The organism is Nonomuraea sp. MTCD27 (assembly GCF_041950495.1).
Lineage (GTDB): Bacteria > Actinomycetota > Actinomycetes > Streptosporangiales > Streptosporangiaceae > Nonomuraea.
On sequence record NZ_JBGNUW010000011.1, the window covers coordinates 1 to 13672 of the forward strand.

The 13672-nt window shown below is 70.7% G+C and carries 16 protein-coding genes; 10 read left to right on the top strand and 6 right to left on the bottom strand.

Annotated elements, in window-relative coordinates; genetic code table 11:
* From ACBJ59_RS29745 to ACBJ59_RS29755, 3 genes are all read left to right on the top strand, one after another.
* On the top strand, positions 1–560 hold a 560-nt coding region (locus tag ACBJ59_RS29745), incomplete at its 5' end, for an ABC transporter permease (RefSeq protein ID WP_375113513.1).
* A gap of 224 nt (positions 561–784) precedes the next feature.
* The gene (locus tag ACBJ59_RS29750; protein WP_375113514.1) at positions 785–2125 is read left to right on the top strand and encodes a serine hydrolase domain-containing protein; all 1341 of its coding nucleotides are present in this window, start codon (positions 785–787) and stop codon (positions 2123–2125) included.
* Between the two features lie 127 nt (positions 2126–2252).
* Positions 2253–2879, top strand: a complete 627-nt coding sequence (locus ACBJ59_RS29755) for a DUF1707 domain-containing protein (RefSeq protein WP_375113515.1) — start codon at positions 2253–2255, stop codon at positions 2877–2879.
* A 32-nt stretch (positions 2880–2911) separates the two neighbouring features.
* Here ACBJ59_RS29755 and ACBJ59_RS29760 read toward each other — a convergent pair whose 3' ends face one another.
* The 4 genes from ACBJ59_RS29760 to ACBJ59_RS29775 all read right to left on the bottom strand — a co-directional run bounded on the left by ACBJ59_RS29760 (position 2912) and on the right by ACBJ59_RS29775 (position 7140).
* Entirely contained in the window at positions 2912–3679 is a 768-nt protein-coding gene (locus tag ACBJ59_RS29760) for a sporulation protein (protein ID WP_375113860.1), read from the bottom strand.
* A gap of 358 nt (positions 3680–4037) precedes the next feature.
* On the bottom strand, positions 4038–4757 hold the full coding sequence (locus tag ACBJ59_RS29765) for a MerR family transcriptional regulator (protein WP_375113516.1): 720 nt from the start codon (positions 4755–4757) through the stop codon (positions 4038–4040).
* 34 nt (positions 4758–4791) lie between these two features.
* Positions 4792–6216 carry a serine hydrolase domain-containing protein gene (locus ACBJ59_RS29770; RefSeq protein WP_375113517.1) on the bottom strand — a complete coding sequence of 475 codons (1425 nt, stop codon included), beginning with the start codon at positions 6214–6216 and terminating at the stop codon, positions 4792–4794.
* 108 nt (positions 6217–6324) lie between these two features.
* Positions 6325–7140: a class I SAM-dependent methyltransferase gene (locus tag ACBJ59_RS29775; RefSeq protein WP_375113518.1), complete on the bottom strand. Its 816-nt coding sequence runs from the start codon at positions 7138–7140 to the stop codon at positions 6325–6327.
* A gap of 87 nt (positions 7141–7227) precedes the next feature.
* On the opposite strand from ACBJ59_RS29775, the gene ACBJ59_RS29780 reads away from it, so the two are divergent.
* From ACBJ59_RS29780 to ACBJ59_RS29805, 6 genes are all read left to right on the top strand, one after another.
* Complete coding sequence (locus ACBJ59_RS29780; protein WP_375113519.1) at positions 7228–7710, top strand: GbsR/MarR family transcriptional regulator; 483 nt, start codon at positions 7228–7230, stop codon at positions 7708–7710.
* Positions 7711–7876: 166 nt separating this feature from the next.
* The gene (locus ACBJ59_RS29785) at positions 7877–8755 is read left to right on the top strand and encodes an ABC transporter permease (protein ID WP_375113520.1); all 879 of its coding nucleotides are present in this window, start codon (positions 7877–7879) and stop codon (positions 8753–8755) included.
* Positions 8756–8799: 44 nt separating this feature from the next.
* Entirely contained in the window at positions 8800–9834 is a 1035-nt protein-coding gene (locus ACBJ59_RS29790; RefSeq protein ID WP_375113521.1) for a glycine betaine ABC transporter substrate-binding protein, read from the top strand.
* On the top strand, positions 9818–10609 hold the full coding sequence (locus tag ACBJ59_RS29795; RefSeq protein WP_375113522.1) for an ABC transporter ATP-binding protein: 792 nt from the start codon (positions 9818–9820) through the stop codon (positions 10607–10609). The genes ACBJ59_RS29790 and ACBJ59_RS29795 overlap by 17 nt, the downstream gene beginning before the upstream one ends.
* Before the next feature lie 23 nt (positions 10610–10632).
* Positions 10633–11502 carry a TauD/TfdA dioxygenase family protein gene (locus tag ACBJ59_RS29800; protein ID WP_375113523.1) on the top strand — a complete coding sequence of 290 codons (870 nt, stop codon included), beginning with the start codon at positions 10633–10635 and terminating at the stop codon, positions 11500–11502.
* Positions 11503–11630: 128 nt separating this feature from the next.
* Positions 11631–11807, top strand: coding sequence for a hypothetical protein (locus ACBJ59_RS29805; RefSeq protein ID WP_375113524.1), 177 nt, complete (start codon positions 11631–11633; stop codon positions 11805–11807).
* A 295-nt stretch (positions 11808–12102) separates the two neighbouring features.
* Here the strand turns inward: ACBJ59_RS29805 and ACBJ59_RS29810 are convergent, their stop codons facing one another.
* Positions 12103–12591, bottom strand: coding sequence for a Clp protease N-terminal domain-containing protein (locus tag ACBJ59_RS29810; RefSeq protein ID WP_375113525.1), 489 nt, complete (start codon positions 12589–12591; stop codon positions 12103–12105).
* The gene (locus tag ACBJ59_RS29815; protein ID WP_375113526.1) at positions 12581–12784 is read right to left on the bottom strand and encodes a hypothetical protein; all 204 of its coding nucleotides are present in this window, start codon (positions 12782–12784) and stop codon (positions 12581–12583) included. The genes ACBJ59_RS29810 and ACBJ59_RS29815 overlap by 11 nt, the downstream gene beginning before the upstream one ends.
* An 83-nt stretch (positions 12785–12867) precedes the next feature.
* On the opposite strand from ACBJ59_RS29815, the gene ACBJ59_RS29820 reads away from it, so the two are divergent.
* Positions 12868–13560 carry a DUF998 domain-containing protein gene (locus ACBJ59_RS29820; RefSeq protein ID WP_375113527.1) on the top strand — a complete coding sequence of 231 codons (693 nt, stop codon included), beginning with the start codon at positions 12868–12870 and terminating at the stop codon, positions 13558–13560.
* Positions 13561–13672 lie beyond the last annotated feature (112 nt).

The following is a 13672-nucleotide window of genomic DNA, read 5'->3' on the forward strand; positions in this document are numbered from 1 at the left end:
CGGTCGCCTCGGGCATCGCCTACACCGCCTACCGGCTGTTCATGGACATGAAGGGCGGCATCTTCGAGCGCTTCCAGTCGATGCCGACCGCGCGGTCGGCGGTGCTGTGGGCGCACGTGCTGACCTCGCTGGTGGCCAATCTGGTCTCGCTGGTGGTGGTGATGCTGGTGGCCCTGCTGATGGGCTTCCGCTCGTCGGCGGGCGTGCTGGCGTGGCTGTCGGTGGCGGGCATCCTGGTGCTGTTCACCCTGGCGCTGACCTGGATCGCCGTCATCCCCGGCCTGTCGGCCAAGACCATGGAGGGGGCGAGCGCGTTCTCCTACCCGCTCATCTTCCTGCCCTTCCTCAGCTCGGCCTTCGTGCCCACCGACACCATGCCCGGCCCGCTGCGCGTCTTCGCCGAGAACCAGCCGGTGACCTCCATCGTCAACGCCGTCCGCGCCCTGTTCGCCGAGCAGCCGGTCGGCAACGACATCTGGATCGCCCTGGCCTGGTGCGTCGGCATCCTCGCCGTCGCCTACGCCTTCGCCATGACCACCTACCGCCGCAAGATCTCCTGAAAGGGCGACCGGAGACCGCCGACGTCTACGGCGGCAAGAGCCCCCGGTCACCTGGGGCGCGTAACGACGAACCGGACGTGGGCGGCTCGGTCACCGGAGCCGCGAAGCCGGACGTTCCTCGCACGCCATTCGCGTGCCGCGTCGATCCAACCGTCCGCTCGATCCGGGCTTGCACCGTCACCCGGTGATCCCTACATGTCAGATCGTTTGAGAGGAATAACAGCATGACAAGCGGAACACCCGAGCAGGGACACATCGGGCGCCGGACCGTGCTGAAGGGCGTGCTGGGCGCCGGCGCGCTCGCCGGCACGCACGCCGCCCTCGCAGGCCCCGCCAATGCCTCCGTGAACGATGGCGAGCGCGGTGTCGAGCACGGCTGGGGGAAGGTCGCCGACGCGTTCCGCGCGAACTTCACCAACCCCGGCGAGGTCGGCGCGGCGTGCAGCGTCTACGTGGGCGGCCGCCCCGTCGTCAACCTGTGGGGCGGCCGCGCCGACCGCGAGGCGAACCGGCCGTGGCGCGAGAACACGATCGTCCAGGTCGCCTCCACGACGAAGGGTGCCACCGCGATCTGCGCGCATCTGCTGGTCCAGCGCGGCCTGCTGGACCTGGATGCCCCGGTGGCCCGGTACTGGCCGGAGTTCGCCGCCGCCGGCAAGGAGCAGATCCCGGTGCGCTGGTTACTGTCGCACCAGGCCGGCCTGCCCATCGTGGACGGGCCGCTGACGTTCGAGCAGGCGTGCGCGTGGCACCCGGTCATCCGCGCGCTCGAGGCGCAGCAGCCGCTGTGGCAGCCGGGCACCGAGCACGTCTACCACAGCGTCACGTACGGGTTCCTGGTCGGGGAGGTCGTACGCCGGATCACCGGCAAGTCGCTCGGTACCTTCTTCGCCGAGGAGGTGGCCGCCCCGCTCGGGCTGAGCGCCTGGATCGGGCTGCCCGAGAGGCAGGAGAAGCGGGTGGCCCGGCTCCACGAGGCCGCCCCGTTCAGCTACGAGGAGTTGCTGGCCGGGCTGATCGCGAGCACCGGCCTCGACGCCGAAACGGTCACCGCCTGGGTGAACGCCGTGTGGGCTCCGGGCTCGGTCCAGGCTCGCGCCGGCGAGCTCGGCGGCGCCCTGACCACCCCCGGATATCACACCACGCGTGCCTGGCGCGCGGCCGAGTTCCCGGCCGCGAACATGCTCGCGGACGCCCGATCGGTGGCGCGGATGTACGCCGCCACAGTCAGCGACGTCGATGGGGTACGGCTGCTCGACCCGTCAACCGTCGAACGGATGACGGACGTGCAGACCGACACGACCCCGATGCACGGGCTACCGCCCGGCCTGAACGTCCCGGCCGACCGCTCCTTCTGGATGTCGCTGGGGTTCTGGCGGGCCTGCCCGCCGATGCCGATGACCGGGCCTGCGTCGTTCGGGCACCCGGGCTCCGGCGGGTCGATCGGCTTCGCCGACCCCGACGCCGGCGTCGGCTTCGCCTACGTGACGAACCTCTGGAACTACCGGCCCGACGACCCGCGCGCGGCGAACCTGGCCAAGGCCGTCCGCTCCTGCCTCGGCTGACGACAGCCCGGCACCCCGTTCGAGATCGGGCACGGCCGGTCCGGTGCGCAGGCCGAAGCAAGATCACCGCAGAGCCCACGGTGTTCGGCGACTGACACCGCCACGGGCCGACGGAAGGGAGAACCCGATGACACAGGAAATCCACGTACAGGGTCTGGAGAAGTCCTCCTCGCCGGCGCTGCGCGCGTCCGACGCGGACCGCGACCGGGTCACCGAGCTCCTGCGCACCGCCGTGGCCGACGGCCGGCTCGACCCGGTCGAGTTCGACGAGCGGCTGGACGCGGCGCTGACCGCCCGCACCCTCGACGCGCTGGCCCCGCTCGTCACCGACCTGGTCGCGGTGCCGGGCAGCGCCGGCGCACTCATGCTGCCGCTCGCTGGGCGGCCGGCCGAGCCGGCCGCCGAACTGCTCACCATCAAGGAGCGGCACGGCTCGGTGCGCCGTGACGGCCGGTGGACGCTGCCGCACCGGCTGGCGCTGCGCACCGCGTGGTGCGACGTGCTGCTGGACCTGACCAGCGCCGTGCGCAGCGCGCCCGACCTGGTCATCGAGCTACGGGTGAGCGGCGGCAACGTGGAGCTGGTGCTCGCGCCGGGCATGGTGGTGGACGCCAACGCGCTGTCGGTGCGGCACAGCACGCTGGCGATCCGCGGGGACACCGACGACGGCACACCGGAGGCGCTGCGCATCCGCTTGACCGGCCGGATGCGGCACGGACGGCTCGACGTCCGCCGGCAGACGCCGCACCGGTGACGCGGCGCGGCTCGAACGGACGCACCGACCGGCTACCTGGCGCCCCGCCCTGGGCGAGTCACCAGCCAGCGGTCGATCTCACTGGGCCAGTCGGTATGCAGCGCTTCCTCATGACTCATCTGGAAGCGTTCGGCATGGGTGCGGCGGCTTGCGAGCTGATCCGCCTCCAGCACCACGACCAGCTCGGACGAACTCGGCACGAACGTCACGTCGACCTCGTGCACCGCTCCGGCGTGATGGTCCGGAGGATAGAACTTGATCTTCTGGAGGAACGGCAGTCCGTGATGCGCGTCCGCTTCTCGGCTCGCCTGCAGGACAGCGGATTTGAAGGGACAGCCCAGTCGCGCGAACGCCTGCAGCACCCGTGACTCCGAGGGCGCCGGCCAGACGGCGACCCGGTCGAGATCGCTCCTGCCCACGTTCGTGGCGATCGCGACCTCGGTACGCACGCCCAGTGCCATGCCCGGCAGGTGCCGGCCGCCGATCTCGCTGATGGGTGTCCCCCATGGGACCGCGGCCCGGAAGGCGATCGCCCTTTCCTCGCCCGGCCGCAGGACGACCGGGCCCGAGACCTGAACCTGCGAGAACTCCTCGGTCGGGTGGTGGCCGCCGCCTTCCCGCGCCGGCCATGGCGAGGCGATCAGGCCGAGGCCGAGGCCGATCCGGTCGATCGCGACGTCAACGTCACCGCCCTTCAGCCGTACTTCGCCGGACAGCACACCACCGGGCTGCGTTCGCGGGGTGGCCAGGAATGTGAAGACAGAGGGCGCGCTCGCCCCGCCGGCATCGGACAGCCGCATGAAGATCACAGTTGATCTCCCGCCTCGCAGGGATCGAGTCACTTGCCCGTCTGAACGACCAGGCTATGGCCTGAGTTCCAGTGCGTCATGACATCCTGTCGTCCCAACCCGATCAGCCGTCGAATGGCCCGGCCGCGCGGTGCGGCGCCGCCACCACCCGACCGGAGCGGGCGCCTCTCCCCCAGGGCGTCCCGCAGGTGGCCGGCGCCAAGTCTCTCAACGCCGTCAGGATCACGAGGTGCTGATCACGGGCGGCCGGCACGACGATGGGGCCGAGATCCGCGTGATCGACCGCGGCCCCGGCGTCGGCCTCGCGCTCTCACGGGGGCTCGCCGGGGCCATGGGCGGCGCTGCCGCACTAGCCTTCCATGATCTGGGCGAGCCGGTCCCAGGCCGGGGACGAGGCTCCGGGCTGGGATCGCATGGCCAACCGGGCGATGGCCGCGTTGTGGACGGGGCGGGTCTCGGATCGGCTGTGGTGCTGGGTGAACCAGTTCCGGGTACGGTCCGCCAGGGCCGGAAGGCGGGGATCGTCCGGCCGCCAGCCGTAGGCGGCGTCATGGTCGAGGTAGAGGGCGAGGAACTCGGGGTCGCTCATGAGCTCGCGTTTCTCGGCGATCCACACGGCGGCGTCCTCCGGTGAGGCGGTCTGCATCAGGATCCAGCCGTCGCGTTCCAGGTTCCGCTGACGTTCGCTCACGCCGAGCCGGCGCAAGTCGTCGAGGAAGTCGGCGACTTCGGGGGAGACGAAGAGCCGGTCACCGCCGCGCAGCTGGGCGAGGTGCTCGCGGGTTTGCCGCAGCTGCGCGATGCGGTCCTGGAGATCGTGGTCGATCTCGGCGATGGCCGCCGTGAGCGTGGCCGGGTCGGCCTCAAGAAGGTCTTTGATGCGAACCAGGGGCACGCCCGCATGCGCCAGGGTCCTGATCTTGACGAGGTCGATGGCGTCCTGGGCGGAGTAGCGCCGGTAGCCGGAGGAGTCACGGTCGGGCTCGGTGAGCAGGCCGCGCTGGTGGTAGTGGCGGATGGCCTTGATGGTCACTCCGGCGTAGTCCGCGAGCTGGCCAATCGTGAGCATGCCGGACATCCTTCCATCCGGTGGGTCGGAACGGTCAGGCCCGTCGGGTCAGGCGGCCGCCGCCGTTGCGGAAGCGCGCCTGGCCGTCGCGGACGTCGTGGTAGGAGACGAGCAGCAGGCGCAGGTATCCGTCGAACGCCTCCAGCGGGTATCCGGCGGGCGCGAAGAGGCCGGGCCGGATCGGCACGTAGCGCTGCGGGGGCGCGGAGGTCGTGCCGCCGGCGAACTCCGTGAAGATCCGCTCCTGCGAGGCGTCCGCCGGTTCGTAGGTGGTCCGCTCCTCGAGCTGGCCGTCGACGATGCTGACGTCGATGCGGAGCTGGTCGGAGCGGTAGGTGCCCGCGTAGGGGGTGAGGTCGACGTCCTGCTCCATCTCGGTGACCAGCGTGGGGATCGGGACACCGAGGTGCTCGCTCAGGAGCCACTGGAGCAGCTGGTCCTGCAGCATGATCGCCGCGGGGGTGTTGCCGTAGGCGGTGAAGACCAGGTCGTGTTCAGGGATGACGCACAGGATGGACACGCCGCCGGGCGACGCGCCCGACATGGCCAGGACCGTCGTGTCGCCGAACGGGTACCGCACCCAGCCCAGGCCCATCGGGGGGACGTTCGGCGTCGCCATGTCGTACGAGACCTGCTGCATCACCGCGGCCGACCCGGCCGACAGGACGCGTGTGCCGGTGGGGGACATCCCGCCCGCGAGGTGGGTGCGTCCGAACGCGAGCAGGTCGGCGACCGTACCGATCGGCGTGCCGCCGGCCGGCCCCCAGGTGTCGGGCAGCGTGAACATGCCTGTGGGCCTGGCCGCCATGGTCTCGGGGTCCGGGAAGTGGCCGATCGCCGTGCTGCGCAGGATGGCCCGCTCGGCCGAGGTGCTGGAGTCCCTCATGCCGACGGGTGCGTAGATGTCGCGCTCGAGCAGGTCGGGGAAGGGCGTGCCGGTCACCACTTCCAGCAGGCGGCCGGCGACGATCATGCCGCCGTTGGAGTAGCTGAGCTGCTCGCCGGGCTCGAACAGAATGCCGCAGTCGCTCGCGAGGCCGGTGACGTAGGCCTGGAGGGCGTCGCGGCCCTTGGCGTCGGGGAAGAACAGGTCCGCGTCGATGCCGTTGGTGTGGGAGATCAGATGCCGGACGAGGATCTTGTCCGCCGCGCCCGGCACGTTCAGGGCGAATTCGGGAAGGTACGTCACGACCGGCGTGTCGAGGTCCAGCAGGCCACGATCGACCTGCTGCAGGACCAGCGTGGTGGTCAGGACCTTGGTGACCGAGCCGAAGAGGAACCCGGTGTCGGTGAGCATCGGCGCGCCGGTGGAGACGTTCGCGGTGCCGTGGGCGACAACGGTCTGCTCGCCGGCGTGGTGGACCCCGGCGACGAACCCGGGGACGTTGTCGGACGCGCAGAAGGCGACCACCTGCTCGCGGATCTGGGCTTCGACGGTGTGCAGTGCGTTGTTGGTCATGCGAACGATCGTCGGACCTTGACCCAGGGGCAAGGTCAAGCCCCGGCACCGGCATCGCCACCGACCCCTGCCCGTGCGGCATGCCCCTCGGCCGCCTCCGGTCCGGACTCAGAACCGGAAGCGCACGATGCGAGTGGACCGTTTCATACCCGGCAGCAGGTTCAAGAGGCGGTACATGCGGCGGATGTTCGCGGGAGCCTTGGCCATCAGGATCGGGGAGTCGTTCATCGGCGCCTCGTCGACGTACTCGAGCCGGGGGTGCCAGTCGGCCAGCGCGGCCGGGGTGTTGAAGCCGCAGTGGAACTGGGCGTCGTATTTGCGCAGCATGGGGTCCCATTTCGAGGTGCGCCACGCCCAGACCGCCACCGTGTCGATCTGGATCTGGCCGGCGGGGAAGGCGTCGACGACGCCGGTCAGCAGCCGCCGGGCGTCCGGCTCGGTCAGGTAGGGCACCAGTCCCTCGGCGATCATCAGCACCGGCCGGTCGTGGGGGATGCGGTCCAGCCAGGTCAGGTCGGTGACGCTGGAGCCGATCAGGGTGTAGTGCTCGCGCGGCGGCAGGAATCGTTGCCGCAGCTCGATGACGGCGGGGTAGTCCAGGTCGTACCAGTCGACGGTGGCGGGCGGGTCGATCCGGTACGCCCGGGCGTCGAGGCCGCAGCCCAGGTGCAGGACCACCGCGTCGAGGTGATCGGCCAGGAAGCTCCGGGCCCAGTCGTCGTGGGCCTTGGCGCGGACCACGGCCGCGAGGCCCAGCTGGCTGGTGCCGAATCTGCGCTGGTCGTAGCCGGGGTCGAGGCGGCGCATCACCTGCTCGGCGTATTCGTCGCCGAGGATCGGGTCCGGCAGCCGGTTGTCCAGAGCCTTGGCTTTCAGGACGGGGCTGAGGGTCTTCTGCACTCCGACGAGTTCGGTCTCCTTCACATCAGCGACGCTACTCTTATTTCACGAATTTCGTGAAATATCTGAATGATCTAAACTGTGAGGCCGACGACGGGGAGGGGATCCGCGGTGACGCGAGCGGACGAGGGCGCCATCGCCGGTTTCCGGGAACGGTTCGCGCAGATCATGGTCGAATCCGGCATGCCCCGGATGGCCGCGCGCGTGTACGCCGCGCTGCTGGTCACCGACTCCGGCAAGCTGTCGGCCGCGGAGCTCGCCGGTCAATTGGGGGTCGGCGCGCCGGCGATCTCGGGGGCGGTCAAATACCTGGTGCAGGTGCGGCTGGTCGAGCGTGGCCGCGAACCCGGCACGCGGCACGACTTCTGCCGGATCCACGAGCACACCTGGAGCCACTTCATCAGCCAGTCCGACCCGGTGCTGGTCCGGGTGCAGACCGGCGCCGACGAGGGCACCGCGCTCCTGGGCCCTGACTCCCCCGCCGGGCGACGGCTGGACGAGACCAGCCGGTTCTTCGCGTTCATGCGCGAGGAGATCAGGCAGTCGATGGCGAAGTGGTCGCGGCTCCAGGCGGCCGAACGCGACGCGGGCTGAACGGCCGGCAGGATCTTGCCGAGTCGACCGCCGGGCTCCGGGCAGCCGGTGAGCGTCGGCGCTCGGGCTCGCCTTTCATGAACGCGTACGACACGACCCTCGCCATAACCCTAAAACCTAGTAGGAAATGTTGACTTTAGCGGGGTGCCGCCGTAGGTTCGTGGTCATGAGCCCGTCCGAGACGGTGACCTCGCCCACCTCGACGGCCGCCGCCTCGACCTCCGTAGCCCACGGCGGAGCGGCGTCCGCCACCCGGCGATGGCGACCTGCGACCCGCAGGGTCACGGTGCGCGTGCTCGCCGGGGCCGCGCTCCTCGGCCTGTGGCAGCTCGCCGCGACCGCGGCGGCCAATCCCTCCTTCGTCCCCTCCCCCGGCGCCGTGTGGGAGCAGCTCCTGCGGTTGTCCACGACGCATGACGGCATCCGCGGCTACAGCGGCAGCCTGCTCGTCGAGCATCTGGGGATCAGCCTGCGGCGCATCCTCATCGGGTCCGCGATCGGCGTGGCCGGCGGGCTCGTGGTGGGCGTCGTGCTCGGCACCGTGCCGTGGATCCGCGTCGTGGCGGAGCCGGTGGTCACGTTCGTGCGGGCGCTGCCGCCGCTGGCGTACTTCAGCCTGCTCATCATCTGGTTCGGCATCGACGAGACGCCCAAGCTGTGGCTGCTGGCGATCGCGGCACTGCCGCCGGTCGCGGTGGCCACCGCCGCCGCCGTGCACGGTGCGCCGGCCGAGCTGGTCGAGGCGGCCAGGGCGCTGGGCGCCTCGCGGTGGGACGTCATCCGGGACGTGGTCCTGCCCAACGCGTTGCCGGAGATCTTCACCGGCGTGCGCCTGGCCGTCGGCATCGCGTACTCCTCCGTGGTCGCCGCGGAGACGGTCAACGGCGTGCCCGGCATCGGCGGCATGGTGCGGGATGCCCAGCGTTACCTCCAGACCGACGTCGTGGTGCTGGGGCTGCTGGCCATCGGTCTGTCCGGCCTGCTCATCGACGGTCTCCTGCGGGTCGCGGAGAAACGGCTCATCCCGTGGCGAGGCCGCTCTTGACCCGCCACCGCCCCACCGTCCCACGTCCCCGCGAGGAAGCCGCCATGCGTCTCAGATTCCTGCTGTCCTTCGTGCTGATCGCGATCCTGACCGCCTGCGGTGACGGCACCGCCTCCCGAGGAGGCGGCGACGGAGCGGCGGGTACGCGTATCCGCCTCGCTTATCAGGCGTTCCCCAGTGGTGACCTCATCGTGAAGAACAAGAGGTGGCTGGAGGAGGCGCTGCCCGGCTACCAGATCCAATGGACCAAGTTCGACTCGGGCGCCAGCATCAACACCGCCTTCGTGGCCGGCAGCGTGGACATCGCCGCCATCGGATCCAGCCCCGTCGCCCGCGGGCTGTCCGCCCCGCTGAACATCCCGTACCAGGTGGCGTTCGTGCTCGACGTGGCCGGCGACAACGAGGCCCTGGTCGTCAGGAACGACAGCGGCGTGTCGGGGATCGAGGGATTGCGCGGCAAGAAGGTGGCCACGTCGTTCGCCTCGACCGCCCACTACAGCCTGCTGGCCGCGCTGGACCAGGCGGGGATACGCGAGTCGGAGCTGACCATCGTCGACCTCGAACCGCAGGACATCCTCGCCTCCTGGACGCGTGGCGACATCGACGCCGCCTACACCTGGCTGCCCACCCTGAAGGAGCTGAAGAAGGACGGCAAGGTCCTGATCGCCAGTCGTGAGCTGGCGACGGCCGGCAAGCCCACGCTGGACCTCGGGGTCGTGTCCACCGCGTTCCTGAAGGCGCACCCGGAGGCGGTGGACGCCTGGCGCAAGGCCGAGTCGAGGGCCCTGCAGCTGATCGCCGACAACCGCGGCGAGGCCGCCGCGGCCGTGGCCGCCGAGCTGAACCTGACCAAGGAGGACGCCGAGGACCAGCTCGGCCAGGGAGTCTTCCTCAAGCCCGCCGACCTGGCCTCCCCCGAATGGCTCGGCACACCCGAGCGGCCCGGCGCGCTGGCGGAGAACCTCGTCAGCGCCGCGCGGTTCCTCAAAGGCCTGCAGAAGATCGACGACGTTCCCGACCTGGCGACCGTGCGGAACGCCATCTACACCAAGGGCCTGCCCGATGTCCTCATCCCTTGAGATCGGTACGGAGGCCGCCGTCCACGTGAACGAGGTCGTGCACGTCTACGGGACCGGTGCGGACGCCGTGACCGCGCTGGGCCCGATCTCGCTCGACGTCCCCCGGGGTTCGTTCGTCGTGATCGTCGGTGCGTCCGGCTGCGGCAAGAGCACGTTGCTGCGCCTGATCGCCGGGTTCGAGCGGCCCACCGCCGGCGTCGTCCGCACCGCCGGAGCCGCACCGGTGCCCGGCACCGGCGCCGGGATCGTGTTCCAGCAGCCCCGGCTGTTCCCCTGGAAGAGCGTGGGGGGCAACGTCGGGCTCGCGCTGCGCTACGCCGGCGTCCCTCGCGAGGAGCGGGCCCGCCGGGTGCCGGAGCTCCTGGAACGGGTCGGCCTGCACGACGTGGCCCACCGCCGTACCTGGCAGTTGTCCGGCGGTCAGCAACAGCGCGTGGCCATCGCCAGGGCGCTGGCGGGCGCCGATCCGCTGCTGCTGCTCGACGAACCGTTCGCGGCCCTGGACGCGCTCACCCGCGAGCGGCTGCAGGAGGACCTGCGCCGGGTCAGCGAGCGGACGGGCCGTACCTCCGTGTTCGTCACCCACAGCGTCGAGGAGGCGATCTTCCTCGGCAGCCGCGTCATCGTGCTCACCAGCAGACCCGGCCAGATCGCCCTCGACCTCGACATCCCCCTGCCCCGCACCGGCCTGGAGCCCGACGAGCTCCGAGCCCTCCCCGAATACGCGGCGCTGCGTGCCACCGTCAGCCACGCCGTCCGCGACGCCGCCGGTTGAAACCCACCCGAACAGGAGCTCACATGTCCACGTCACTTGCCGCCCAGCTCACCCTGCAGCCGCTCGGACCGCACTTCGGCGCCCAGGTGGAAGGGCTCGACCTGGCGACCGCCGACGACGCGGAGCTGGCCGCGGTACGGGCCGCGCTCGTCGAGCGGAAGGTGCTCTTCTTCTCCGGGCAGAGCCTCGACGACGACGGTCAGGTCGCCCTGGGTCGTCGCCTCGGCGAGCTGACCGCCTCCCACCCCGTCGTCGGCGGCGTGGACGAGGCGCACCCGGAGATCTACGCGCTCGACAGCGCCGACAACGGCTTCGCCGACGTCTGGCACACCGACGTCACCTTCATGCCCCGCCCGCCGCTCGGCTCGATCCTGCGCGCCGTGGTCCTGCCTCCGACCGGCGGGGACACGAGCTGGGCCGACAGCCAGCTCGCCTACGACTCCCTGGCCGCACCCGTCAGGGAGCTGGCCGACCAGCTCACCGCGGTGCACGACGGCAACCGCGAGTTCGGCTACTACCTGGCCCAGCGGCGCGGCGGCAAGGGCAGCGTCTGGGACGGCGAGGTCGTCACCCGGCTGGACCCCGTGGAGCACCCCGTCGTCCGCGTCCACCCCGAGACCGGGCGCAAGGGCCTGTTCGTCAACCCCGGCTTCACCTCGCGCATCGTCGGCGTGTCCGAGGCCGAGAGCCGCCACCTCCTCGACCTGCTCTACGCGCACCTGACCAAGCCCGAGCACGTCATCCGCCACCGCTGGAGCCCGGGGGACGTCGCCATGTGGGACAACCGCAGCACATCCCACTACGCCAACCGCGACTACGGCACCGCCCACCGGGTCATGCACCGCATCACGCTGCGCGGCGACCTCCCGTTCGGGCCGTCGTCGCCCCGCTGAAGGGAACGGCCCGCCCCCGCCTCCCGGAAGCGGTGAACGGGCGTCCGCCGCGATCTCACTGCCCGATCGCCGGAGCAGCACCCCGAACGGCGCAGGAACTCGGATGATCACCCGCTCATTGCCGGGGAATGACCACACCTCAGCTCGCCTGCCCCCTCTGTCACGGCACCGAGTTCCTGCGGCAGGACGGGCGCATCGACAGCAAGAGCGGTTACTTCCCCAACCCGGTAGCGCTGATGATCTGTAAGAGATGCAACTACGTGCTGCCGTTCCGGGAGAGGCGGTCGATCTTCGATCTGGGCTGACGCTCACGCGGCCTCGGACGCCGCCTGGAGGGGCTTGTCCGGCGGCGTTCGCGGCCGGCGGCCTGCTCTCCTCCCTGCTCTCCTCCCTGGTCCCCGCCTTCCCGCGCGACCGGCGGCACGTCCACAACGTCGCCGCCATCGGCGCCTGTGGACCCGGTCGCCGCCGATGTTCGCCGCCCGCACGATCGTGGCGGGCGCCGGCGTCGTGCCGGTCGGCCGCTCTTCCACGGCACGCAGGCCAACGACCGGCTCTGGCATCCCGCTCCCCGACCTCGGTGCCTGGGATGGCGTGCGGTCAGGAGCCGTCCCGCGCGAGGCGTTGCGACACGGCCGCGTGATCGACGCCCAGCCGCGCCAGCAGCTCCGCCGCCGGGTCGGGACGCTCCAGTTCCAGCAGCGCGCGCAGCAGATGTCTGGTGTCGATGTCGCGGGTCCTGGCCTTCGCGGCCTTGACGGCGTTCGTCAGTACCGCCTGGGCGGTGGAGGTCATCGGCGGGTACTTGCGGGAGGGCGCGCCTGGATCGGTGACCAGGTGTCCGAGGTCGATGCCGATGGCGCGCAGGGCTTCACGGTCCAGCGCCTCCAGGGCCGCGTAGGCGGCGTCGAGATCGACCTGAAGGGCTCGTACGGAGGCCGAGCCGGTCTCGTGGAGCAGGCCGAGCAGCAGGTGCTCGGTCCCCATGCGTTTGGCGCCCCGTCGCCGCGCCTCCTCCCGGGCGGCGGTGACGACGACCACGTAGGGGCTGCCGGTGAACTGTTCGAACACGGTGTCCTCACTTCCCATGCTTGGCATGCGCGGACTGCCGCGACATGCCCAGCGCGTCACCGATCTGCTCCCATGACCATCCCTGTCGCCGGGCGTGGGCGACGGCTGCGGTCTCCACCTGTTCGGCCAGTTGGTGCAGCACTCCCACCGCTCGCAGGCCCAGGGCCGGGTCGTGAGCTTCGATGCGCTGCGCCAGGTTATCGAACGCCATGTCTGTCAGTTTGTCTTGACACGCCCCTCCTGTCAAGTGAAACTGACAGACATCGCTCATCGTCGGATTCCTGGAGGCACATCATGGTCAAGCGGATCGGCTTGCTGTGCGGTGCGGTCGCCGGACCGCTGTTCATGCTCGTTCTCCTCATCCAGGGAGCCGTCCGCGACGACTATGACCCGATCCGTCATGCGGGCAGCTCCCTGGAACTGGGCAGCAGGCTCGGCTGGATACAGCAGGCCAATTTCATCCTGGCCGGGCTGCTCGTGATCGTCTTCGCGTCAGCCCTGCCCGGCGCGCTGCGAGAGCACGGACGGCGGTCGGTCTGGGGGTCGCTGCTCGTCGCCCTGTGGGGAGTGGGGCTCATCGGGGCGGGCGTCTTCCTGGACGATCCGGTCAGCGGCTACCCGCCGGGAACCCCGGCACTCACCGTGCCCCCCACCCCTCACGGCGACCTGCACGGCAAGATCTCCCTCGTCGGGTTCCTGGCGCTGGCCGTCGCCTACTTCGTGTTCGCCCGGCGCTTCGCGGACTGGGGCGAACGCCGATGGGCACGGTACTCGGCGGTCAGCGGAATCCTGTTCCCCATCGGGTTCGTCCTGTTCGTCGCGGCCTCTCTGCAGGTGAACGGCCTGGTCGAAGTCGGCGGCCTCCTCCAGCGCCTGACAGTCGGCATCGGCTGGCTCTGGCTGACGCTGCTGGCGATCCACCTCATCCGGATGCCCGGCGGCCTCCTTCGTGCCGGGGGTGACCGGGCCGCACGTCAGCAACCCTGAGCGGGTGGCCCTGGTGCCGAGGGTACGACGACGGCAACCGCGACTCGCACGCGTCGTCCTGGCCGGTGTGTGGCGCTTGGCGCGGTATTGGCGATCAGGGCTGCTCGAAAGG

Excerpts from the sequence above, each read along its gene's own strand:
- ACBJ59_RS29750 (WP_375113514.1), top strand. The coding sequence starts at position 785 with ATGACAAGCGGAACACCCGAGCAGGGACACATCGGGCGCCGGACCGTG.
- ACBJ59_RS29810 (WP_375113525.1), bottom strand. The coding sequence starts at position 12,591 with ATGGGAAGTGAGGACACCGTGTTCGAACAGTTCACCGGCAGCCCCTAC.
- ACBJ59_RS29765 (WP_375113516.1), bottom strand. The coding sequence starts at position 4,757 with ATGCTCACGATTGGCCAGCTCGCGGACTACGCCGGAGTGACCATCAAG.
- ACBJ59_RS29760 (WP_375113860.1), bottom strand. The coding sequence starts at position 3,679 with ATGCGGCTGTCCGATGCCGGCGGGGCGAGCGCGCCCTCTGTCTTCACA.
- ACBJ59_RS29795 (WP_375113522.1), top strand. The coding sequence starts at position 9,818 with ATGTCCTCATCCCTTGAGATCGGTACGGAGGCCGCCGTCCACGTGAAC.
- ACBJ59_RS29770 (WP_375113517.1), bottom strand. The coding sequence starts at position 6,216 with ATGACCAACAACGCACTGCACACCGTCGAAGCCCAGATCCGCGAGCAG.
- ACBJ59_RS29815 (WP_375113526.1), bottom strand. The coding sequence starts at position 12,784 with ATGGCGTTCGATAACCTGGCGCAGCGCATCGAAGCTCACGACCCGGCC.
- ACBJ59_RS29820 (WP_375113527.1), top strand. The coding sequence starts at position 12,868 with ATGGTCAAGCGGATCGGCTTGCTGTGCGGTGCGGTCGCCGGACCGCTG.
- ACBJ59_RS29785 (WP_375113520.1), top strand. The coding sequence starts at position 7,877 with ATGAGCCCGTCCGAGACGGTGACCTCGCCCACCTCGACGGCCGCCGCC.
- ACBJ59_RS29805 (WP_375113524.1), top strand. The coding sequence starts at position 11,631 with ATGACCACACCTCAGCTCGCCTGCCCCCTCTGTCACGGCACCGAGTTC.
- ACBJ59_RS29790 (WP_375113521.1), top strand. The coding sequence starts at position 8,800 with ATGCGTCTCAGATTCCTGCTGTCCTTCGTGCTGATCGCGATCCTGACC.
- ACBJ59_RS29800 (WP_375113523.1), top strand. The coding sequence starts at position 10,633 with ATGTCCACGTCACTTGCCGCCCAGCTCACCCTGCAGCCGCTCGGACCG.
- ACBJ59_RS29755 (WP_375113515.1), top strand. The coding sequence starts at position 2,253 with ATGACACAGGAAATCCACGTACAGGGTCTGGAGAAGTCCTCCTCGCCG.